This window comes from Photobacterium pectinilyticum (assembly GCF_024357955.1).
In the GTDB taxonomy this organism is placed as follows: Bacteria; Pseudomonadota; Gammaproteobacteria; order Enterobacterales; family Vibrionaceae; genus Photobacterium; species Photobacterium pectinilyticum.
In genome coordinates, this window is record NZ_JANEYT010000002.1 from 1 (window position 1) to 21,875 (window position 21,875).

Annotated in this window: 21 protein-coding genes; 12 read left to right on the plus strand and 9 right to left on the minus strand. The window is 51.2% G+C overall.

What is annotated here, in order from left to right; all coding sequences use genetic code 11:
• The 5 genes from NHN17_RS01015 to NHN17_RS01035 form a co-directional block, all read right to left on the minus strand.
• Positions 1–260: IS1/IS1595 family N-terminal zinc-binding domain-containing protein (locus NHN17_RS01015; RefSeq protein WP_444964450.1), on the minus strand; the 260-nt coding region annotated here is incomplete at its 3' end.
• Between the two features lie 44 nt (positions 261–304).
• The gene (locus NHN17_RS01020) at positions 305–502 is read right to left on the minus strand and encodes a hypothetical protein (protein WP_255040242.1); all 198 of its coding nucleotides are present in this window, start codon (positions 500–502) and stop codon (positions 305–307) included.
• Positions 503–934: 432 nt separating this feature from the next.
• Entirely contained in the window at positions 935–2,299 is a 1,365-nt protein-coding gene (locus tag NHN17_RS01025) for a YjiH family protein (protein ID WP_255040243.1), read from the minus strand.
• Positions 2,300–2,640: 341 nt separating this feature from the next.
• Positions 2,641–3,996 (minus strand): glutathione-disulfide reductase, encoded by a 1,356-nt coding sequence (gene gorA, locus NHN17_RS01030; protein ID WP_255040244.1) that lies wholly within the window; start codon positions 3,994–3,996, stop codon positions 2,641–2,643.
• Positions 3,997–4,173: 177 nt separating this feature from the next.
• Entirely contained in the window at positions 4,174–5,013 is an 840-nt protein-coding gene (locus NHN17_RS01035) for a 23S rRNA (adenine(2030)-N(6))-methyltransferase RlmJ (RefSeq protein ID WP_255040417.1), read from the minus strand.
• A 210-nt stretch (positions 5,014–5,223) separates the two neighbouring features.
• Here NHN17_RS01035 and prlC point away from each other — a divergent pair, with 210 nt between their 5' ends.
• The gene (gene prlC, locus NHN17_RS01040) at positions 5,224–7,266 is read left to right on the plus strand and encodes an oligopeptidase A (protein ID WP_255040245.1); all 2,043 of its coding nucleotides are present in this window, start codon (positions 5,224–5,226) and stop codon (positions 7,264–7,266) included.
• 290 nt (positions 7,267–7,556) lie between these two features.
• Here prlC and gppA read toward each other — a convergent pair whose 3' ends face one another.
• Together gppA and rhlB are read right to left on the minus strand one after the other, a co-directional pair.
• A complete protein-coding gene (gene gppA, locus NHN17_RS01045) occupies positions 7,557–9,047 on the minus strand; it encodes a guanosine-5'-triphosphate,3'-diphosphate diphosphatase (protein ID WP_255040246.1) in 1,491 nt (496 codons plus the stop codon).
• Positions 9,048–9,062: 15 nt separating this feature from the next.
• Positions 9,063–10,370, minus strand: coding sequence for an ATP-dependent RNA helicase RhlB (gene rhlB, locus NHN17_RS01050; protein ID WP_255040247.1), 1,308 nt, complete (start codon positions 10,368–10,370; stop codon positions 9,063–9,065).
• Positions 10,371–10,483: 113 nt separating this feature from the next.
• Here rhlB and trxA point away from each other — a divergent pair, with 113 nt between their 5' ends.
• The 6 genes from trxA (at position 10,484) to fre (ending at position 16,560) form a co-directional block, all read left to right on the plus strand.
• Positions 10,484–10,810, plus strand: coding sequence for a thioredoxin TrxA (gene trxA, locus NHN17_RS01055; protein WP_107349672.1), 327 nt, complete (start codon positions 10,484–10,486; stop codon positions 10,808–10,810).
• Positions 10,811–11,006: 196 nt separating this feature from the next.
• On the plus strand, positions 11,007–12,266 hold the full coding sequence (gene rho / locus NHN17_RS01060; protein ID WP_255040248.1) for a transcription termination factor Rho: 1,260 nt from the start codon (positions 11,007–11,009) through the stop codon (positions 12,264–12,266).
• A 232-nt stretch (positions 12,267–12,498) separates the two neighbouring features.
• Positions 12,499–13,506, plus strand: coding sequence for a hypothetical protein (locus tag NHN17_RS01065; protein WP_255040249.1), 1,008 nt, complete (start codon positions 12,499–12,501; stop codon positions 13,504–13,506).
• A gap of 122 nt (positions 13,507–13,628) precedes the next feature.
• A complete protein-coding gene (gene ubiD / locus NHN17_RS01070; RefSeq protein ID WP_255040250.1) occupies positions 13,629–15,488 on the plus strand; it encodes a 4-hydroxy-3-polyprenylbenzoate decarboxylase in 1,860 nt (619 codons plus the stop codon).
• Between the two features lie 88 nt (positions 15,489–15,576).
• On the plus strand, positions 15,577–15,840 hold the full coding sequence (locus NHN17_RS01075; protein WP_255040251.1) for a 2Fe-2S iron-sulfur cluster-binding protein: 264 nt from the start codon (positions 15,577–15,579) through the stop codon (positions 15,838–15,840).
• 9 nt (positions 15,841–15,849) lie between these two features.
• The gene (gene fre / locus NHN17_RS01080) at positions 15,850–16,560 is read left to right on the plus strand and encodes an NAD(P)H-flavin reductase (RefSeq protein ID WP_255040252.1); all 711 of its coding nucleotides are present in this window, start codon (positions 15,850–15,852) and stop codon (positions 16,558–16,560) included.
• A gap of 172 nt (positions 16,561–16,732) precedes the next feature.
• On the opposite strand, the gene NHN17_RS01085 is transcribed toward fre, so the two are convergent.
• Complete coding sequence (locus tag NHN17_RS01085; protein ID WP_255040253.1) at positions 16,733–17,605, minus strand: carboxylate/amino acid/amine transporter; 873 nt, start codon at positions 17,603–17,605, stop codon at positions 16,733–16,735.
• A gap of 169 nt (positions 17,606–17,774) precedes the next feature.
• On the minus strand, positions 17,775–18,197 hold the full coding sequence (locus NHN17_RS01090; RefSeq protein WP_255040254.1) for a universal stress protein: 423 nt from the start codon (positions 18,195–18,197) through the stop codon (positions 17,775–17,777).
• A 297-nt stretch (positions 18,198–18,494) separates the two neighbouring features.
• Between NHN17_RS01090 and ftnA the strand changes: the two genes are divergently transcribed.
• The 5 genes from ftnA (at position 18,495) to NHN17_RS01115 (ending at position 21,816) form a co-directional block, all read left to right on the plus strand.
• The gene (gene ftnA, locus NHN17_RS01095) at positions 18,495–19,022 is read left to right on the plus strand and encodes a non-heme ferritin (RefSeq protein WP_255040255.1); all 528 of its coding nucleotides are present in this window, start codon (positions 18,495–18,497) and stop codon (positions 19,020–19,022) included.
• A 72-nt stretch (positions 19,023–19,094) separates the two neighbouring features.
• Positions 19,095–19,433, plus strand: a complete 339-nt coding sequence (gene uspB / locus NHN17_RS01100; RefSeq protein WP_255040418.1) for a universal stress protein UspB — start codon at positions 19,095–19,097, stop codon at positions 19,431–19,433.
• A gap of 131 nt (positions 19,434–19,564) precedes the next feature.
• On the plus strand, positions 19,565–19,717 hold the full coding sequence (locus NHN17_RS01105; protein ID WP_255040256.1) for a hypothetical protein: 153 nt from the start codon (positions 19,565–19,567) through the stop codon (positions 19,715–19,717).
• 88 nt (positions 19,718–19,805) lie between these two features.
• Positions 19,806–20,993 (plus strand): BaiN/RdsA family NAD(P)/FAD-dependent oxidoreductase, encoded by a 1,188-nt coding sequence (locus NHN17_RS01110; protein ID WP_255040257.1) that lies wholly within the window; start codon positions 19,806–19,808, stop codon positions 20,991–20,993.
• 283 nt (positions 20,994–21,276) lie between these two features.
• The gene (locus NHN17_RS01115) at positions 21,277–21,816 is read left to right on the plus strand and encodes a DUF3332 domain-containing protein (RefSeq protein WP_255040258.1); all 540 of its coding nucleotides are present in this window, start codon (positions 21,277–21,279) and stop codon (positions 21,814–21,816) included.
• The last annotated feature ends 59 nt before the right edge of the window (positions 21,817–21,875 follow it).

The following is a 21,875-nucleotide window of genomic DNA, read 5'->3' on the forward strand; positions in this document are numbered from 1 at the left end:
GGTGTCCCTGTCGTAGCCATAAAGGTTTTCAAGCAATTCTTACAGCGATACCGTTGCATGCTGTTCACTTTTCCGTGACGATTTATCAAAGAGCTATGACAGTGAGGGCATTCAGGGTTATCGACAAGTCGCTGCTCTAAGTCCTTGATGATATGGGAACTTGGATTTGTCCCCTTGAGCAACATTGTAATATGAGTAGATTGGCTATCGGTGAGTTCCGCCAGTTGGGTGACAAATTTACGAAAGTGAGCTTGGAGCATAAAAATTCCCTCCAGTTGCTGCCTACTTTAAGTGTAGCAACAACTTAAGGGAACATAGCGTTTTGATTTGAACTTTCTTCGTCTAGCAAGCCTTCTTTCTTCAATTGGTCTCTCCATTTATGAACTGTCGCATGGCCAACATTAAGTTCGTTAGCCACTCTTCGCAAGGAGTAGCTGTATGGTGGGAGTAACCAGGTTCGACCTTGTTCTTTAATCTCTAGGTCAATTGAGGGTTTAGGCATATTTGTCTCCGTAATGAATTAAATTCTAAGGCGACAACCATGCTGACACAGGGGGGGGTAGAGGGATCGGATGAATCACTGCCACAGCCCGTTAGCGATAGGGCGGCAATCATAGAAGCTGCAATAGCTGAGTATTTAAACTGCATCGTTTTTCCTTAATGCAAAGTGTTGTTGTTATTTTATTTTTCTGTGTCAGCGCTAAAGTGCTCTGAGCGGTGCAGATATATAGAGCTTTTACCTCTTTCATTCAACAACTTATGAGGGTTAACGTGATTAACAGCTCAATAATGCTGCTGCTTGTGTGGTTATATCCCTTTAGGGTATATCTCGGGGCGGTCCGATAAGGTGGCTGAGGGAAGGGGCTGGCGAAACTGGTAATAAAAAAGCCAGCGGGAAAAGCGCTGGCTTTGTGAATTAAAAAATGGCTTTCTGTTAGAAGAAAATGTGTGCCATCATCGCGATAACCGGTAGGGTCACCAAGGTACGCAGGATGAAGATCATGAATAGCTCCCACGGCTTGACCGGGATTTTACTGCCGATCAGTAGCGCACCGATTTCAGACATGTAGATCAGTTGGGTCACCGACATGGCAGCAATCACAAAGCGGGTCAGATCGCTCTCAATGCCCGAGGCCAGAATCGATGGCAGGAACATGTCGGCAAAGCCTACAACGATGGTTTCAGAAGCTGCAGCTGCTTCAGGAATACGCAGTAGCTCCAAAAACGGAATGAACGGTTGGCCCAGCAGGCTAAATACCGGCGTGTTTTCGGCGATGACTAAAGCAATGGTACCGATCGCCATGACCACAGGCAGCACGCCAAAGATCATATCAATCGCATTTTTAACCCCTTCAACTACCATGCTACGCAGGCTCTTTACTTGCGACGCTTTTTCTAGTGCTTGCTCAAGGCCAAAGCCAACCACTGTTTTTCCTTCTGGTAGGGCTTCAATGTCCCCCTTTACTGGCTCACCATCGATATAGCGGTCTTTCTTCCACGATAGCGGTGGCAGGCGAGGGACAATCACTGCGGCAGCTAGGCCAGCCAAGCAGACTGTCATATAGAAGGGGGCAAACATGTGCTCCAGGTTCACCTGAGCAATGACCACGAGGCTGAAAGTAATCGATACCGCGGTGAACGTGGTACCGATAACTGCCGCTTCACGCTCGGTGTAGATTTTGCTTTCGTACTGCTTGCTGGTCATCAGTACGCCGACACTGCCATCACCCAACCATGAAGCAATACAGTTCACTGCCGAACGGCCCGGAAGGTTGAACAGCGGGCGCATAACCCGGGTGAACAGGGCACCAACAAACTCAAGCAAACCAAAGTTAAGCAACAGGGGTAATAGTAAACCGGCAAAAAGGAAAACAGAGAAGAGAACCGGTAAGAGATCATTGAGTACCAGACCACCGGTATCACCGTGGTGGATCATTTCAGGGCCGATGCCGAAATAGGTCATTACGACAAAAATTGCGCCCAACTGCTGGACCACGAACCAAGGCAAAGACGGGTTAAGCAGGCCGCTCAAAAAGCTGCTCTCTAGCACCGCTTTTGGCTTTAATAGCTTGGTGGCAATCGATGCGACAGCGGTAAGGGCGATCACAAAGGTCACCATGGCTGGAAGCATATCACCGAATACGGCCTGGACAGATTTAGCCAGGATAGCAATAGGGATTGTCAGTGAATCCTGGTAACTGACAGGTGCCATGAAAAGGAAGACACCGAGAAGTGACGGTAGAGCGAACATGAGCCATGGATTCTTCTTACCGCTTTGGGAAATAACCTGATCCTGCATACTTGGCCTTTAACTGATTGATAAGTTAAGAGTAAATAAATGCTTTATTCTCTTTGGAATAAATATTCACTGATCTTCCATAATCAGGACGGGCAAGATTACCGTTTTTCAGCGTGAAATGGAATTATTTTAGCCAATATATGCGGTTTTATTCATTATTATTCGCTATTGAATGATAGTTATGGTGAAGGATCCTGCTGGTTATTCCTGAGCAATTTGAATGATATGCTGCTATTTGCTGTGCTTCCGTCAACAAAAAAAGAGCTCAAAGAGCTCCTTTTTTTATCGTTCAAATGGACTGATAGACTTTGCATATCAGCGCACCCGTTAAATGCCGTCAATTAACTCATGGTAACGAATTCTTCGCTGCCAGTAGGGTGGATAGCCACAACTGAGTCGAAGTCCGCCTTGGTTGCGCCCATCTTCATCGCGACACCGAAGCCTTGGATCATTTCATCAACGGTATAGCCGATACCGTGCAGGCCAACCACTTTCTCGTCCGGGCCGGCGCAAACCAGTTTCATTTTGCATGGCTGGCGATGTGCGGTAACTGCGGTATACATGGCAGTAAAGCCCGATTGGTATACCTTGACGTTTGCTTCACCAAACTCGGCAATGGCTTCAGCCTCTGTCTGGCCGATTGTGCCGATTGGCGGGTGGCTGAAGACCACGGTTGGAACCAGCTTGTAGTCCATTTTGGCGTCTGACTTGTTATTGAACAGGCGCTCAGATAGTTGGCGACCGGCCTTAACAGCAACAGGTGTTAGTTCGATACCGCCTTCCATAATGTCACCAACACAGTAGATGCCTTCAACGTTGGTTTGCTGGTACTCGTCAACCTTGATGTAGCCACGGTCATTGGTTTCAACGCCCGTTGCCGCCAGGTTGATCTTGCTGGTTGTCGGGTTGCGGCCGATTGCCCAAATCAGTAAATCGGTATTGTGCGACTCACCGTTTTCGAAATGCAGGGTAACCGAACCATCGGCTTCCTTGACCACTTCTTTTGGTACGCTGTGGGTATGAAGGGTTGGGCCTTCTTTGTCCATGACTTCAACCAGGGTGTCGATGATCATCGGGTCGAAGCTGCGTAGCGGCGACTCTTTACGGACGAACAGGTGAGTATCGGTACCCAGTGCGCTCAGTACGCCGGCAATTTCAACAGCAATGTAACCAGCACCAATAACAGCAGTACGTTTAGGTTGCTCGTTGAGCTCGAAGAAGCCGTTTGAGTCGATACCGTGCTCGGCGCCCGGTACGTTCGGGATCGTTGGCTCCCCACCGACGGCGATCAGGATGTGATCTGCAGTGTAGTGCTCGCCGTTTACTTCAATGGTTTTTGCATCGACAAACGTAGCAAAACCATTGATCACATCAATTTTGTTTTTGCCCAGCACGTTGTCGTAAGCGGTGTGGATACGGCTGATGTAAGCTTCACGGCTCTCAACCAGTTTGCCCCAGTCAAAGCTTTTGACATCAACGTCAAAACCGTAGTCTTTGGCGTAAAGGTGCATAGCCTCAGCAATTTGGGCGCCGTGCCACATTACTTTCTTCGGCACGCAACCGACATTGACACAGGTTCCACCCAGTGCCTTGGCTTCGACCAGTGCCACCTTGGCACCGTACATAGCCGCACGGTTTGCCGAGGCAATACCGCCACTGCCGCCGCCGATACAGATGTAATCAAAATGCTTTGCCATGACTTTACTCCACTATTTTTTTGATTTAGTAACAGCTCCTGCTGTGCTTGTCCTAGTGTAATCAAGAATGGGAAGAGTTACGAGAGGGGGGGATCGAGAAAGTTGGAACAAAAACTAGCAGGTATAAAGAAGGCGGATAAACCTCCGCCTTACAAGCTGTTACCGGATAATTTGCATTTATTCCGGTACAATCCATTCCACTTTGCAGTGGCCGTGGTTTGGTGCGATGGCCTCTTTCAGCCATGGTAAAATGGCTTGCATCTGGCCTTCCAGTTTCCAAGGTGGGTTGATCACGATCATGCCCGATGCGGTCATGCCGCGCTCCTCGGTATCGGGCTCGACACCCAGCTCGATCTGTAAAATCTTGCGGATACCCAGATCTTCCAGACCCTTGAGCATCTTGTCGATATTCTCGCGGTAAACCACCGGGTACCAGATCGCATAGGTGCCGGTCGCCCAGCGCTTATGGCTTTCTTTGATTGCTTTAACCACATCCATGTACTCGTGCTTGAGCTCGTACGGTGGGTCAATCAGTACCACACCCCGGCGCTCTTTCGGTGGCAAGCTGCCTTTTAGGCGGGCAAACGCATCTTCTTTGTAGATGCGTACTTGGCGGTCGCCTCGGAATTCTTGCAGAAGCAGTGGGAAGTCACTCGGGTGCAGCTCGGTCAAGACCATACGGTCTTGCTCGCGGAGTTGGGCGCGGGCAACTTTTGGTGAGCCTGGGTAGTAGCGCAGCTCATCACCTTGGTTCAGTACCTTGATCGCGTCGATATAGCTGGCAATTTCTGCCGGGATATCGTCACGCTGCCAAATCCGGGCAATACCTTGTTTGAACTCACCGGTTTTTTCACTGCGCTCATCCTGAAGATCGTAACGGCCAACACCGGAGTGGGTGTCATGGTAGACGAACGGCTTGTCCTTTTGTTTCAGGGCATCCAGGATCAGGCTCTGGACAATGTGCTTGACCACATCGGCATGGTTGCCGGCATGGAAACTATGGCGGTAGCTCAGCATGGCTGGGATCTCGACAGAATAGGGATAAATTGGGTCAGTATTATCGCCAATTGGCGAGGAATAGCCAGCAACCGTGATGACTTTCATGCTTGAGATGTTAATCCTAGGTTAAAATAAGAGTGCGGCGTTACGATTTAGTGCGATGAAAGGATTGAATTTACGCTGTTCAAGACGCATTTAATAAAGGACAACTAATTTAAGGAATTGCGCATGACTAACCCATTACTGTCGATGACGGATCTACCTCCGTTTTCGCTTATCCAACCCGAACATGTCAAACCTGCTGTCGAGCAGGCGATTGCTGATTGCCGGGCTGCAGTGGAGCAAGTTCTGGCCGCTGATACGGCGCCAAGCTGGGAGACAATCTGCGTGCCGCTATCCGAAACGGATGATCGCCTGAGCCGGATCTGGTCACCTATCGGCCACCTCAACGGAGTGAAAAACAGCAATGAACTGCGCGAAGCTTACGAGAGCTGCCTGCCGATGCTGTCGGATTATGGTACCTGGGTTGGTCAGCACAAGGGCCTGTATGAAGCATTCAAGGCGATTAAAGCCGATGATAGCTTTGCCGAGCTAAGCCAAGCCCAGAAAAAATCTATTACAGATGCGCTAAAAGAGTTTGAATTATCGGGCATTGGCCTGCCAGCCAAAGAGCAGCACCGTTACGGTGAGATCAGCAAGCGCTTGTCTGAGTTGTCATCGACGTTCAGCAATAATGTGTTGGATGCGACCATGGGCTGGAGCAAGCTGGTGAGCGATGAGGCCGAGCTGGGTGGCTTACCGGAGTCGGCGTTGCAGGCAGCCAAGGCCACAGCCGAAGCTAAGGAGCAGGAAGGCTACCTGTTTACCTTAGATATCCCGTCGTACCTGCCGGTGATGACTTACTGCGAAAACCGCGAATTGCGTCAGGAAATGTATGAAGCCTTCGTGACCCGCGCTTCCGACCGTGGGCCGAATGCCGGCAAATGGGACAACAGCGAGATCATTGCCGAGAAGCTCAAGTTGACCCATGAAATTGCCCGCCTGTTAGGTTTCAATACCTACAGCGAGAAATCACTGGCGACCAAAATGGCGGAAACGCCGGAGCAGGTGCTTGGCTTCTTGAATGACTTGGCGAGCCGCGCCAAGCCGCAGGGCGAGCGTGAAGTGGCAGAGCTGCGTGAATATGCCAGTACCGAGTTTGGTGCCGAGCAACTGGAGCCATGGGATTTTTCCTTCTACGCCGAGAAGCTTAAACAGCACCGCTACAGCATTTCTGATGAGCAGCTACGACCTTATTTCCCTGAGCAGAAAGTCGTTGCCGGCTTGTTCGAAGTGCTGAAGCGCGTGTTCGGTATGGCTGTCACAGAACGTACCGGCGTCGATACCTGGCATGAGTCGGTGAAGTTCTACGATATCTTCGATAGTCAAGGTCAATTGCGCGGCAGTTTTTACCTTGATCTCTATGCCCGAGAGCATAAGCGTGGTGGTGCCTGGATGGATGAGTGTATGGTTCGCCGTACCCGTCAGGATAGCAGCCTGCAAACGCCAGTGGCCTACTTGACCTGTAACTTCAACAAGCCGGTTGGCGATAAACCTGCGCTGTTTACCCATGACGAAGTGGTCACCTTGTTCCACGAAACTGGCCACGGTATCCACCATATGCTGACCCAGATCGATGTACCCGCTGTATCGGGTATCAACGGTGTGCCATGGGATGCGGTAGAGCTGCCAAGCCAGTTCCTGGAGAACTGGTGCTGGGAAGAAGAGGCACTGGCTTTTATCTCCGGCCATTACGAGACCGGTGAGCCATTGCCGAAAGCCATGCTGGACAAGATGTTAGCGGCGAAGAACTTCCAGTCAGCAATGGGGATCCTACGCCAGCTTGAGTTCGGTCTTTTCGACTTCACCCTGTACACCGAGTATGACCCAGAAGTCGGTGCCAAAGTACTGGATACCCTGGCGGATATAAAGACCCGCGTGTCGGTGGTCCCAAGCCCAGAGTTTGGTCGCTTCCCGAACAGTTTCAGTCATATCTTCGCCGGTGGCTATAGCGCTGGTTACTACAGCTACCTGTGGGCCGAGCTACTGTCGTCGGACGCTTACTCGCGCTTCGAGGAGGAGGGGATCTTCAATACCCAGACCGGTGCAGACTTCCTCGATTGCATCCTAGAGCGCGGCGGCAGCGAGGAGCCGATGGATTTGTTCAAGCGTTTCCGTGGTCGTGAGCCGAGCATTGATGCTTTGCTCCGTCACAGCGGCATCACTGGCTAATTGCGGCCTTTGACTGGTTATTTCGCTCCATAGCGTTATCGGTCGTGCTCATTGATGGTTATCAACTCCGCGCGCCCTCTTAGCTATGAAGCGAAATCCCTGCGCCAAAGACGGGCAATTAAGAGAGGTGAGAGTTTGATGATGATTTCTCTTTGAACCCGAGTAAAATTCCGGCGTTTGAATCACAAACTAAATGTAGGGTTTAGTGGTTGTTAACTCTGCGCCAAAGAAAAACGGTCAGATAATAAAAAAGCACCCCTCAGGGTGCTTTTTTTTGTCAGTGGTGCGGGTTACTCGCTGGCGATGATGGTCAGCGGCCAGCCCATGTCGCTTTGGCGGGTGGCTTCTTGCTGCAGTTCGGCATCGGTCAGCGGGTTGGTAGCCAGCCAACTGGCTGGCAGTGTTAGGCTCAGGGTATTGCCCTGTGTCGTCAGGGTGAACGGCGGCTGGTGGCTGCTGTCACGGCGGTGACACAACATCACGGCCAGGCGCAGCAGACGCAGCAGGCGAGTAGCACTTTGGGCCGACAGGGCGTGTTGCTCTGGTAGGCTGGTCAGGTTTTCGCGGTAGCGGCGTAGCAGTTCACCGATCAGGTGTTTCTGGGCCCGGGTGAAACCGGGTAGGTCACTATGATGGATCAGGTAGGCGGCATGTTCACCGCTTTTCTTGAACTCAATCATGGTGCCAATTTCATGCAGGGCGGTACAGGCATCCAGCAGGTAATGGGCTTGTGACTCCAGGTTCCATTCTGTCTGGCAGCTGCCAAGTAGGGCCCGTGCTGTGTTGCTGACATTGCTGGCATGGACACTGTCGAGCTGGAAGCGGGTCTGCAGACTTTGCAAGGTACGCTCACGGACATTGTTGTGGCGCATCTGGCTCATCATTTCATACACCATGCCTTCGCGCAGTGCGCCACCGGCAAGGGTCATCGACTCGATTCCCAGTGACTCGAAAATCGCGATAAGGATAGACAGTCCGCTAGGGAATACCAAGGCACGCTCGAGGGTCAGCCCCTCGATATCCAGATCTTCCAGGCGCTCATACTGCATGGCCTGGCGTTGCATCCGCTTGAGTTTCTGTAGGGTGATGATTTCATCCATCCCCTGTGCCAGCATGATTTCTTGCAGGGCCTGTACGGTACCGCTGGCACCGACGCAGGTTTGCCAGCCTAAGGTCTGGTATTGCTCGACAATCGGGGCAATAGCTGCTTTGGCCGCCGTGATGGCGGCATCAAAGTTGGCCTCGGTGAGGTAGCGGTCTTTGAAATAGCGCTCAAGCCAGGTCACGCAGCCTATTTTCAGGCTGGTCAGGGCGCTGGCATCAAACCCCTCGCCAATGATCACTTCGGTGCTGGCTCCGCCAATATCGACTACCAGACGTTTGCCACAACCGCCTGAGGTATGGGCAACTCCCTGGTAGATGATCCGGGCTTCTTCTTCGCCTGGAATGATATCAACCGGGTAGCCGAGGATAGTCTCGGCTTTGGAAAGAAAGGCCTCGGCATTGACGGCAGTGCGCAGTGCGGCAGTCCCGACAATACGGATGTTGCTTGCCGGAATATCCTGCAGGCGTTCGGCAAATATGCTGAGGCAGCCCCACCCCCGTTGCATTGCCTCAATACTCAGCTCGCTTTCGCTGTTGAGGCCGGCTGCCAGGCGGACTTTGCGCTTGATCTTGGCCAGGGTCTGGACGGTGCCTGCGACCTCCCTGACAATCCACATGTGGAAGCTGTTAGAGCCAAGGTCAATGGCGGCATACAAGGGCGATACTGTTCTTTCCATAGGCATATCTATCTTTTACTGCTGCTTGTTCTGCGGCGGACGGCGACGGCTGCGCTGGCGCGACTGGCCTTGACGCTGTGAACCACCACCACTGCGACGGTTGCCACCTTGGCGTGGTGAGCGAGGTACGCTAACTGCCGGTGGTAGGTCATCTAGCAAGGCTTCCGAGTCATATTTCGACAGCGGGATAGGGTGCTCGATGTAGGTTTCGATCGCTGGCAGGTTAATGGCATATTGTTCACAGGCAAAGCTGATTGAATGGCCACTGGCGCCAGCACGACCAGTACGGCCGATACGGTGCACGTAATCTTCGGCATCGTCAGGTAGATCGTAGTTGAATACGTGGGTTACCTGTGGAATGTGCAGGCCACGGGCCGCGACATCGGTTGCCACAAGGATATCCACTTCACCTTGAGTGAACTGCTCCAGAATACGAACGCGCTTCTTCTGCGGGACGTCACCAGTTAGCAAACCAACGCGGTGTTTATCAGCCGCTAGGTGAGCCCAGATGTCTTCACAGCGGTGCTTGGTGTTGGCAAAGATGATAGCGCGGTCTGGCCATTCTTCTTCGATCAAGCTCTGAAGCAGGCGCATCTTCTCTTGGTTCGATGGGTAGAATAGTTCTTCCTGGATACGGTGACCGGTCTTCTGCTCTGGCTCGACAACCACACTCTCAGGCGAGTTCATGTGTTCGAAGGCTAGTTCTTTGACGCGGTACGATAGGGTCGCTGAAAACAGCATGTTCAAACGCTCCTGCGGAGCAGGCATGCGACGGAACAAGAAGCGGATGTCCTTGATAAAGCCAAGGTCAAACATACGGTCAGCTTCATCCAAAACCACAGCCTGGATAGAGCGCAGATCGATCACGCGCTGCTTGTAGAAATCAATGATACGGCCACAGGTGCCAATCAAGATATCGACACCTGCTTCGAGGGTTTTCTGTTGTTTCTCGTATGCTTCACCGCCGTAGGCAAGACCTGCTTTTAGGCCGGTGCTTTCAAGCATTGGCTTGGCATCGTTGTAAATCTGGATCGCCAGTTCACGGGTTGGTGCCATAATAATGGCACGAGGATGGTTTTGTTTGCGATCCTCTTTTGCTGGGTTTAGCAGCAGGTAGTTGAAAGTCGCGGTCAGGAAAGCCAGGGTTTTCCCTGTGCCTGTTTGAGCCTGACCAGCAATGTCACGGCCGGAGAGCACTACCGGCAATGCCAGCGCCTGGATAGGCGTACAATTATGGAAGTTATTCGCTTCCAATCCTTGTAAAACCCGAGGGTCTAAACCCAGGTCGGCAAATTTTTGCTCTGTGATGTGAGTCGTCTTCATTCGTATAGAATATCAGCTTAGGGTTGCAATACGAAACGGATTCCATTCAAATAGGACAACGATTTGCTGGTTAAAATCAAATCAGCTAACAAAATCAACCATTGGAGTGGAAGATGAGCGACAAGATTGTGCAGCTGACAGACGCAAGTTTCGATAGCGATGTAATTGCTGCTGCAGGCCCGGTACTAGTCGATTTTTGGGCTGAATGGTGTGGTCCTTGTAAAATGATTGCCCCAATTCTTGATGAAATCGCGGATGAGTACGAAGGTAAGCTGACTATCGGTAAATTGAATATCGACCAAAACGCAGCGACACCACCAAAATTCGGTATCCGTGGTATCCCAACTCTGTTACTGTTCAAGGACGGTAGCGTAGCGGCAACCAAAGTAGGTGCCCTGTCAAAGAGCCAGCTTAAAGAGTTCCTAGACGCGAACCTATAAGCAACTCTGCTTCGAACCGTGCACAATTTCTCGTTGTGCATGGTTTGACTTGCGTCTATGCTAGACGGATGAGATCTTTAGTGCTAACTTATTGCACGTAAATTGTAAATTCGTTCATTCCTTGACCAGCCCCTTTGGTCAGCTTTATCTCAATTAACATAGAACCCCAATTTTGACTGACAAGAAACCCACCACTATGAATCTTACTGAACTGAAGAACCAACCGATTTCAAAGTTGGTTGCGCTTGGCGAAAGCTTAGGACTGGAAAACCTGGCGCGTTTGAGAAAACAAGACATCATCTTTGCGATTCTCAAGCAGCATGCGAAAAGTGGTGAGGACATTTTTGGCGATGGTGTTCTAGAAATCCTTCAAGATGGCTTCGGCTTCCTCCGCTCAGCAGACAGTTCTTACCTCGCCGGTCCAGATGATATCTACGTTTCTCCTAGCCAAATCCGCCGCTTCAACCTTCGCACTGGTGATACCATTGCCGGCAAAATCCGCCCGCCAAAAGATGGTGAGCGTTATTTTGCGCTATTGAAGGTAAACGAGGTTAACTACGATAAGCCTGATAACGCGCGTAACAAGATCCTGTTTGAAAACCTGACGCCACTGCACGCCAATGAGCGTATGCGCATGGAGCGCGGTAACGGTTCAACCGAAGACATCACGGCACGTGTTCTTGATTTGGCTTCGCCAATCGGTAAAGGCCAACGTGGCTTGATTGTTGCTCCGCCAAAAGCGGGTAAGACCATGTTGCTGCAGAATATCGCCCAGAGCATCGCCCACAACCACCCTGAGTGTGAGTTGATGGTATTGCTAATCGATGAGCGTCCGGAAGAAGTAACCGAGATGCAGCGTCTGGTTAAGGGTGAAGTGGTTGCGTCGACCTTTGATGAGCCGGCATCACGCCACGTTCAAGTGGCTGAAATGGTGATTGAGAAAGCCAAGCGTCTGGTTGAGCACAAGAAAGATGTTGTCATCCTGCTTGATTCGATTACCCGTCTGGCGCGTGCTTACAACACCGTTATCCCATCATCAGGTAAAGTACTTACCGGTGGTGTTGATGCCAACGCCCTTCACCGTCCTAAGCGTTTCTTCGGTGCTGCACGTAACGTAGAAGAAGGCGGTAGTCTGACCATCATCGCAACAGCACTGGTTGATACCGGTTCTAAGATGGATGAAGTTATTTACGAAGAATTCAAGGGTACAGGTAACATGGAACTGCACCTGTCTCGTAAGATCGCTGAAAAGCGTGTCTTCCCGGCGATTGACTTCAATCGTTCTGGTACCCGTCGTGAAGAGCTACTGGCGAAGACTGACGAGCTGCAGAAAATGTGGATCTTGCGTAAGATTGTCCACCCAATGGGTGAAACGGACAGCATGGAATTTTTGATCGATAAGTTATCGATGACCAAGACCAACGATGAGTTCTTCAACGCGATGCGTCGCCAGTAGTCCTAATACTGAAGCGCCGTTCTGTCGAACGTCTCACAGTTTTGAAAAACGCCACATCTTGTGGCGTTTTTTATTTTTGATACACTGGTAATCGTAATTGATCGATGTTCAATTGCTAGCTTTGCTAGTCATTGCCCCTCATCGGTCGATATACTGTGTTTGTTATCAAATTGTGACAGCGGATCGGGATGATCCAGATAACCGACAACCCTTTAATCACCAAGGAGGTGACATGCGACTAGGAAGGTGCATGCTGATAGGCTTGCTGGCAACCTCATTGGTTGCGGCTAAGACCACGGCCCAGAGCGTTGAAGTCACGGAGCTGGAGGTCGAGCAGGTCCTGTCTTCCCAACAGGTTCACAATCAGGTGTCGTCTTTGCGCGCCTACTACAACCGCAGTGACTTTGATTCGCTGGAATCTCATCTGACCCAAATCCCTCCCTTGCAGCAGGAAGCCGTGCGCAGCCAGCTGATTGACCACGCAACTGCCTTTGGCGAGCTGGATCAGGCTAAAGCCGACTGGCTCGAAGCGCAGACGGCCCGTATGCCAGCATTTAACGTGGTTGAGCAGGGTGATGGTTATCTGGTGACCAAGTCGGCGTTCCATTACGGCGCGAAAGCACGCAGCCTAGTGATCCGCTGGCAACAGCAGCTGTTAGTTCAGCAGATGATCGAGCAGGCTGAGGGCGGCGAGCTGCAACTATCGCAATGGCTGACCGGTGATATCCATACCCAAACTACCCGGCGCGATATTTTTCTCGCCCAGTTGCCTGAATTATCCGAAATGGCTGTGGACGTGCTGGCCGAGCAATTTACGTCGGACAGCAAACTAGTTTGGTTGCCTGACAATGCTGTGATTGCGGCCGTTGCGGCTGCCTCTGGCGATGAGGGGGTCTACCATTTGTTGTGGCGGCGTCGCAGTGATCAATACAGTCTGGCCGAGCTTAACCGGTTGGCCGAATTGGCACCGCAGCCTACAGCCACCAAGCAGCTGATGGCGGCGACGATTAACCCGACATTGAAGCTTCAGGCTTATCGTGCCCTGATCACGCTTAAGCCTTTGCCTGTAGCGACCAGGGATTTTCTTAGTGACAAACTGAGCGAAGTCGATGATGGCGAACTGGTGGCGGCCGAGCTTGTCCGTAGTGGCTATCTTGACTGGCTCGAGCACCTGGCGTCAGTCAGCCGCAACCAGGTACTTCAGAATAATTTCCGCTCGGCAGTTGCCCAGCTCCCCTAGGCCGGATTTTCCGCTGTCCTAGGGTTAACAAGTCGTTATAATGTTTGATAATGATTATTTGTACCCGGTGTCTGTAACCAGCACCGGGCGCTGGTGTATTTAGGATAGGTAACCGCAAACCGATGAAGTTCAAGGATCTGCGAGAGTTTATTGACTATCTGGAACAGCAGGGCGAGCTCAAGCGTATCTCGCAGCCTGTCGACCCGGATCAGGAGATCACCGAAATTTGTGATCGTACCCTGCGTGCCGGCGGGCCGGCATTGTTGTTCGAAAATCCAGTTGGTTTTGACATGCCGGTACTGGCCAATTTGTTTGGTACTCCGGGCCGTGTTGCCATGGGGATGGGCCGAACCGAAGTCCGCGAGTTACGTGAGGTCGGCAAGTTACTGGCTTATCTGAAAGAACCTGAGCCGCCGAAGGGGTTCCGCGAAGCGCTGGATAAGCTCCCGGTGTTCCGGCAGGTATTGAATATGCCGGTTAAGCGGCTGCGCAGTGCCCCGTGTCAGGACATTGTCTGGCAGGGCGACGACGTCGATTTGGATAAAATTCCGGTGATGAGTTGCTGGCCTGATGATGTGGCACCGCTGCTTACCTGGGGGCTGACCATCACCAAAGGACCCAATAAAAAGCGCCAGAACCTCGGAATTTACCGTCAGCAGAAGATCGGTAAGAACAAGATCATCATGCGTTGGCTGGCCCACCGAGGTGGTGCTCTGGATTTGCGTGACTGGATGGACACCCACCCGGGTGAACGGTTCCCGGTGACGGTGGCCTTCGGCGCCGATCCGGCGACGATTCTTGGGGCGGTGACGCCGATCCCTGATACCTTGTCGGAGTACGCTTTTGCTGGCCTACTGCGCGGGCGTAAAAGCGAAGTGGTCAAGAGCCTGAGCAATGAGCTGGAAGTACCGGCCAGCGCTGAAATCGTGCTTGAAGGCTATATCGACCCGAACGAGTTTGCCGATGAAGGACCATACGGTGACCATACTGGTTACTACAACGAAGTTGAACGCCACCATGTGTTTACGATTACCCATGTGACCATGCGCAAAGATCCTATCTATCACAGCACCTATACCGGCCGTCCGCCTGACGAGCCAGCGGTACTCGGGGTAGCATTGAACGAAGTGTTCGTACCTATCTTGCAAAAGCAGTTCCCAGAGATTGTCGATTTTTACCTGCCGCCTGAAGGGTGTTCCTACCGCATGGCCGTGGTGTCGATGAAGAAGCAGTACCCAGGCCATGCCAAGCGGGTGATGATGGGGGTTTGGTCCTTCCTGCGCCAGTTTATGTACACCAAGTTCGTGATTGTGGTCGATGAAGACGTTGATACCCGTGATTGGGGGAGCGTGGTCGGTGCGATGACCCGAGATATGGATCCGGTACGCGATACCCTCCTGATCGATAACACGCCGATAGATTCGTTGGATTTTGCCTCTCCGGTGGTCGGTCTTGGCTCCAAGATGGGACTGGATGCGACCCGGAAGTGGGAAGCTGAAACCGCCAGTGCGATTGCTTATTCCCGTCCGCAAACCGAGTTGGATCACCTCACTCTGGAACAGGATATCAAGCAGCAGTTTGCTGACGTGATTGATTGCTATCTGCCGCAGACGGCCGAATGTGGCGGTATGGCCATTGTTACCATCAAGAAGGAAAAAGCCGGTCAGGCATTGCAAGTGATGGAGGGGATCTGGGCGCGTTTGTTTGAGCAAGCCGATATCAAGTTCATCATTGTCTGCGACGGGGATGTCGATGCCCGCGACTGGAATGATGTGATTTGGGCGATTACCACCCGGATGGATCCGAGCCGTGATACCCTGATGGTAAACTCAGTTAATGGGCTGGGAGCGAAGGTTGGCTTTGATGCTACCAATAAACTGGCGGGTGAGGCTGCTCGTGAATGGGGAACACCGATTACCAAGTCGGCTGAAGTGGTTGCCCGCATCGATGCCATCTGGGATGAACTGGGGATCCTGAGTTAGTCTTGTTAGTAAGTTCAGCCTGTAACCCAAGTACGTAAATAAAGTTTGATTAGCAAGGTCCGGCTGAAACCGGGCGCGAGAAAATAATATGTACCAAGTCCGCCTGCTGCCTCATGATGTAATGTTTACCATTGACGGTGAACAAACTGTTCTTGAGGCCGCGCTCAACGCAGGCATTGCTTTTCCCAACCGTTGTCAGGTCGGCGCCTGTGCCATGTGTATGTGCCGCAAACAGCAGGGGACGATCCGCTATCAGCTCGAGCCCATGCTCACCGAGAAGGAGCAGGCTGAAGGCTGGATATTTGCGTGTCAGGCAATGGCAAGCAGTGATTTGGTGCTCCAGCTAGATTAGAGGAAGAGAATGTCTATCAAATGCGAAGTAACATCCATTGAGCCGTTAGCCTGTAATACGTTTCGTATCCTGCTGCGCCCAGAGACAAAAATTGATTTCAAAGCGGGTCAGTACCTATTGGCTGTGATGGGTGAGAAGGACAAACGTCCGTTTTCTATCGCTAGCAGCCCGTGCCGTGAAGGCGAGCTGGAGCTGCATATTGGTGCTGCTGAGCACAACGCTTATGCTATCGAGGTGGTGGAGAGCATGAAAGCCGCACTTGCGGCAGGCACATCGATTGAGGTCGAAGCGCCGCACGGCGATGCGTGGGTGCGAGAAGACAGCGACAAGCCGTTGCTGCTGATTGCGGGTGGCACCGGTTTCTCCTATGTTCGCAGCATCTTGGACAACTGCCTGAGCCGCGGCGTCAGCCAGCCGATCTTTGTTTACTGGGGCGGTCGTGATGAATGCCAACTGTATGCGAATGATGAACTGAATGCACTGGCAGATCAGCACGGTAACCTGACGTATGTCCCTGTGGTAGAGACGGCACCCGCCGACTGGCAGGGTAAGGTAGGTAACGTATTGGAGGCGGTCAGCGATGATTTTGTCAGCTTGTCAGCCTATGATATCTACATCTGTGGCCGCTTCGAAATGGCGGGTGCGGCACGCGAGCAGTTTTCGGCCGAGAAAGGCGCCGAGCGCGAGCGCATGTTTGCCGACGCGTATTCGTTTATTTGACGAGAAGCTCGGCTCTTGGGTGAGTGGCTAAAGGCGATCGGAAGAGCAAGAGCTTGGCGGTTAGGCTGTATGAAACAAAATGCCAATAGCCAATAGCCAATAGATAAAACCAAAGGCGAACCCATAAGGTTCGCCTTTGTTGTATGTGACGTTGCTATCTCTATACCGTGTCTTAAGCCCTTGCCATTTCCACCTTGCGTTTGACCCAGGTTTCGTTGAACCAAAGCGAAGCAACAATGATGATCCCGCCGATAGCGAGGCGAAGGTAGTCGACATCGCGGTTCCAGATGACGAGATTGACGATAAGGCCCGCAGGAACCAAGGCATTGTTCATGATCGCCAATGCACCGGCATTGACCAACGTCGCCCCCTTGTTCCATAAGTAATAGCCAAGGCCCGAAGCCACCGTGCCCAAATAGATCAATATACCCCACTGGGTATTGCTGGTTGGCAGCTGCTCGGTATTACCAAACAGCAGGAACATTGGCAGAGCGACACAAACAGCCCCGAGGTAGAACAGGCCAAACACCGTATGCTGCGGGATGTCTTGCTGTTCTTGCTCCATGAGGCGTTTGTAGCCCACTTGGCCGATGGCAAAGCTCAGGTTGGCCCCTTGGACAATGAGAAAGCCAGTGATGAAGTTCTCGTTGATCCCTTCGAACTTGATCACCGCCGCTCCCAGTACCGCTATCGCGGCAGTGGCCAAATACCAGATCGAAAACCGGCGGTGCAGCATGTCATAGATCAGGGTGACATAAATCGGGGTGAAAATGGTGAACAGCAATACTTCCGGTACACTCAGGTAGAGGAAGGACTGGTAGTAAAAGCAGTACATGATCCCGAGCTGGAAGGCACCGACAGCCATGATTTTGAGCGCCAGCGAGAGATGGAGGTGTTTGCTTCGCAGGAAGGGCAAGAAGATCAAGGCAGCCAGGCTGACACGGGTGAGCACCGAGAACCAGGCGTCGACCTGACCAGCCAGGTAGACCCCGATCAGGCTAAAGGAAAAGGCCCAGAGCAGGGTAACAGCAGATAAATATCCCATAGTGTTTTTCAGGGGGGTGATTGGTTGAATGATGGAGCAAGTGTAGCGAAAAAAAGAGGACGGAAATACAACCAAATTGTACGGTTAACGCCACGGGAGGGTGTTGCAACGGCTACAGGCTTGGTGATCTGACCAAGCCTGTAAGGCGTAACTAGGAAGGTTCACGCAACTATTTGAGAGGGATCATCAGCATGTCGACCGGGGAGCGGTTAATCAGCTGTTTGGCCGAGCTGAGGATTTTGCTCCAGAAGTCTTGGTGATGGCCGCAAACGACCAGCTCTATGTGCATATCGTCGATGGCGTGGCAGATTTCTTCGCTAAGGTCACCGCTGCCGACTAAGGTGTGGGACACCGGGTAGTTGGCCTTGTCGGCCAGTGCTTGAAGTTGTTTCTGGGCTTCGTCTGCCATGCGGTGCTGGGCATCGGACAGGTTGATATCAATCAGGCCGGTATAGAGCTCGGCGTAGTTGACGTCGATATGGATGAGCGACAATTTGGCGTCCAGTGCCTTGGCGAGCTCAGCGGCTTTGCTGACGATGACGTGGCTGTCGTCAGACAGATCGATAGCAACCAGAATATGTTTGTAAGCCATAGTTTTCACTCCTTGACTTAAGGGCTTTGCTTCATGCTAGCACCTAATTTAGGGAAAAAATATTACCGTGATCGCAACTTGTTCGGCCATTTTACGAAATAATTCTAGCAGTGGAATTACTTGAATTTTTGAAGTTTTTCAATCTAATTCTCTGGATTGATAAAAAGTTGTCATAGATTCTTTGCCGCATTGCACGATGAGTTGCATTCTTGCGTTGGCATTGTGACAATGGTGAAAACAGCGTATTCATACCACCCATTGAGATTGGTATACACTAAAATAGATAGGAGTAGTGCGATGTTAGCTCAAGCAATGGTTGATAAACTCAACGAGCAAATCAACTTAGAGTTCTTTTCTTCCAACCTATACCTGCAGATGAGTGCATGGTGTGAAGACAAGGGCTTTGATGGTGCGGCAGAGTTTTTGCGCAAGCATGCCGTTGAGGAAATGGAACATATGCAGCGATTGTTCACTTACGTTAGTGAAACAGGTGCAATGCCGATCCTTGGCTCCATTGAAGCGCCAAAGCATGAGTTTTCATCGTTGGGTGACGTGTTCCGAGAAACTTACGAACACGAGCAGCTGATCACCGATAAGATCAACAAGCTGGCGCATGTTGCGTTTACTACCCAAGACTACTCGACGTTTAACTTCTTGCAGTGGTATGTGGCAGAGCAACACGAAGAAGAAAAACTGTTCAAAGGCATTATCGATAAGATCGAGTTGGTTGGCGAAGACGGCAAAGCCTTGTTCTTCATTGACAAAGACCTAGCCGCAATGGCGAAAACTGGATCGACATCAATTATGGATTCACCAGCTGGCTAATAAATTCGAGGGGCAGTGATGCCCCCTCACCAAACTATGGCCAGCTGATCCGTCACGTTGTTCGGGGGCTATATTATGAGTGGTGACGCAATTGTACTCGCACTTTTTTTGGTCGCTGTGGTGAATGTGTCTCGCTATGTCAGTACCTTGCGTACTTTGCTAGCGGTCATGCGCGAATGCGACCCTCTTCTTTACCAGCAGGTCGACGGCCGTGGGTTTTTCTCATCCCAAGGCAATGTCACCAAGCAAATCCGGTTATTCCACTATATTCGGAGCCACCAATACCATAATCACCATGATCCGGTGTTTATGGATAAATGCTCGAAGGTGAGGCGGCTATTTATCCTCGCCAGTACTTATCTGATGATATTTTTAGTCTCTATTTTTGTGGTGGCATACCTCGGTATTTAATTCATTATCGATAAAACCAGCGCTATAAAGGACTGGCTACTATGGCCAACGATTAAATATGAAACTAAGTCAGCTAGCCTGTTTTTCTAGGTGGTTGTTATGAAGCGTATTTATCATTGGTGCATTGCAAAGTGGGGGAAACCAAGATTGGATACCCAACGTGGCTTGGTGTTGATGCTCTGTGCTTGCTTGCCGGGGCTTGGCTGTTGGTGACCCGACACCTGTGGACTGTTGCTGAATATTTGGACTTTATTGCTATTTCTATTCGTTGTGTAGGTGGGTAGAATAGCGCCGTTGATAAGGGATGCTGGCCAATTAAGGTTACCGCATCCCTTTTTTATTCGTTTTGCTTGGGTCGTTAACGGTAGAGATATGGCAGAAAAGTTCGATGTAGTAATTATTGGCGCAGGGGCTGCAGGCTTAATGTGTGCGGCCGAGGCGGGCAAGCGTGGACGCTCTGTGCTAGTTGTTGATCACGGCAAAAAACCGGGCCGTAAGATCCTGATCTCTGGCGGTGGCCGCTGTAACTTTACTAACTACGACGTGGCAGCTGGCAACTTCGTTTGCCGTAATCCGCACTTTGTGAAATCGGCTTTGTCCCAATACACCAACTGGGACTTTATCTCGATGATCGCCAAGCATGAGATCGCTTTCGAAGAGCGCGACCACGGCCAGCTATTCTGTGAAGAATCAGCAAAGGAGATTGTGGCCATGCTACTGGCCGAGTGTGACTTGCCGACGGTACAACAGCGCTATCAGGTCGATGTTCACGGTATTTCCAAAACCGAGGGTGGCTTTAGCCTCAAGCTCAATACCGATTTGGTGGAGTGTGAGTCGCTGGTGGTCGCCACCGGCGGCCTGTCGATGCCAAAACTGGGGGCTACCCCGTTTGGCTATCAGGTTGCCGATCAGTTTGGTTTGAAGATGGTGCCGACCACTGCAGGCTTAGTGCCGTTTACCCTGCATAAGGAAGACAAAGAAGCGTTTGCCGAACTATCGGGTATTGCTATCCCAGCGTTAGTCGAAGCCGAAGACGGTACGACTTTCCGTGAAAACCTATTGTTTACCCACCGTGGCCTGTCTGGGCCAGTCATTTTGCAGATCTCCTCCTACTGGACGCCGGGGCAAAAAGTCACGGTTGATTTGTTGCCGGATCTGGGCTTGGAAGAGACCTTGAATACCATGCGTGACAAGCACCCAAACCAGAGTCTGAAAAACTCGCTGTCCCGTTTGCTGCCAAAGCGCTTGATTGAAGTGTTGATCGAGCGTGGTGATCTGGTTGATAAGCCGCTCAAGCAATTCAACCCGAAAGAGATTACGGCGATGGCCAACTACTTCCATCAGTGGACGATTGCCCCGAATGGTACTGAAGGCTACCGAACTGCTGAGGTGACCTTGGGCGGCGTGGATACTGATGAACTGTCATCGAAAACCATGGAAGCGAAAAAAGTGCCGGGTCTGTATTTTGCCGGTGAGGTGATGGATGTCAGTGGTTGGCTGGGGGGATATAACTTCCAATGGGCGTGGAGCTCAGGTTTTGTTGCCGGTCAGCATGCTTAGGTGATACTGCGCGACAAATATCTTAAGCGCTATTTATGATTTGACCACAGCGGTGCATTTGCACCGCTGTGTTTTTTGGCTTGATGCTAGCGTCGATAATTTTTGTTTTAATGATTCCATCGATTGTTGGTTGTTAACCATTGATTTACCCAAGTCATACCATAATTTTACGACTGTAAGTTGGTGGTAAGTTTTTACTAAATTTACTAGCAACCGTCTCTGAAATGCCTATAATCCGCGCACTTTTTATGATTTCCCCATCTCTTAGCGGAGTAGAGCTTAAATGAATAAAATCGCATCAAAAGCGATCGTAATGACCCTTCTTGCGACGTCTCTTTCTGGTTGTATTGGTCAAATGGGCACCTCTCAGCTGGTCACCAAAGCTAACCTGAGTGCGGTGGATAACCGTTATGGTCGTGCTGGCCTGTTTGTACTGCTTAGCCCTATTTACGGTATTGCGGCGACGGCGGATCTCTTCATCTTCAACACCGTTGAATTCTGGACAGGCAAGAATCCAGTCACAGGTAAGTCACCAGCTGTAGCAGATACACCTGTTGATGCGATTTTCAAGGTTAATGACCAGCTAGACCCATCTCTGACTACAGTGCCATTGGCAAGTGTTCAGAACAGCGATATTGAAGCAGCAAGCTTCCGCCAGGTGGATGCGCGCACGCTGGAAATGAATGTGGTTTACCAAAGTGGTGAGCAGGCAGTGCTTCGCGGTGAGCGTGCCGGCGATGATGTGAACTTCTACCTTGATGGTGAATTTATTACAGCTGTCAGCGTGGCTGAGCTGAGCCAGTACGCGAACAACCAAGCGTAATCATCTGGCTGGTTGGATGGTAGAAAATCGGGAGCCATGGGCTCCCGGTTTTGTTTCTG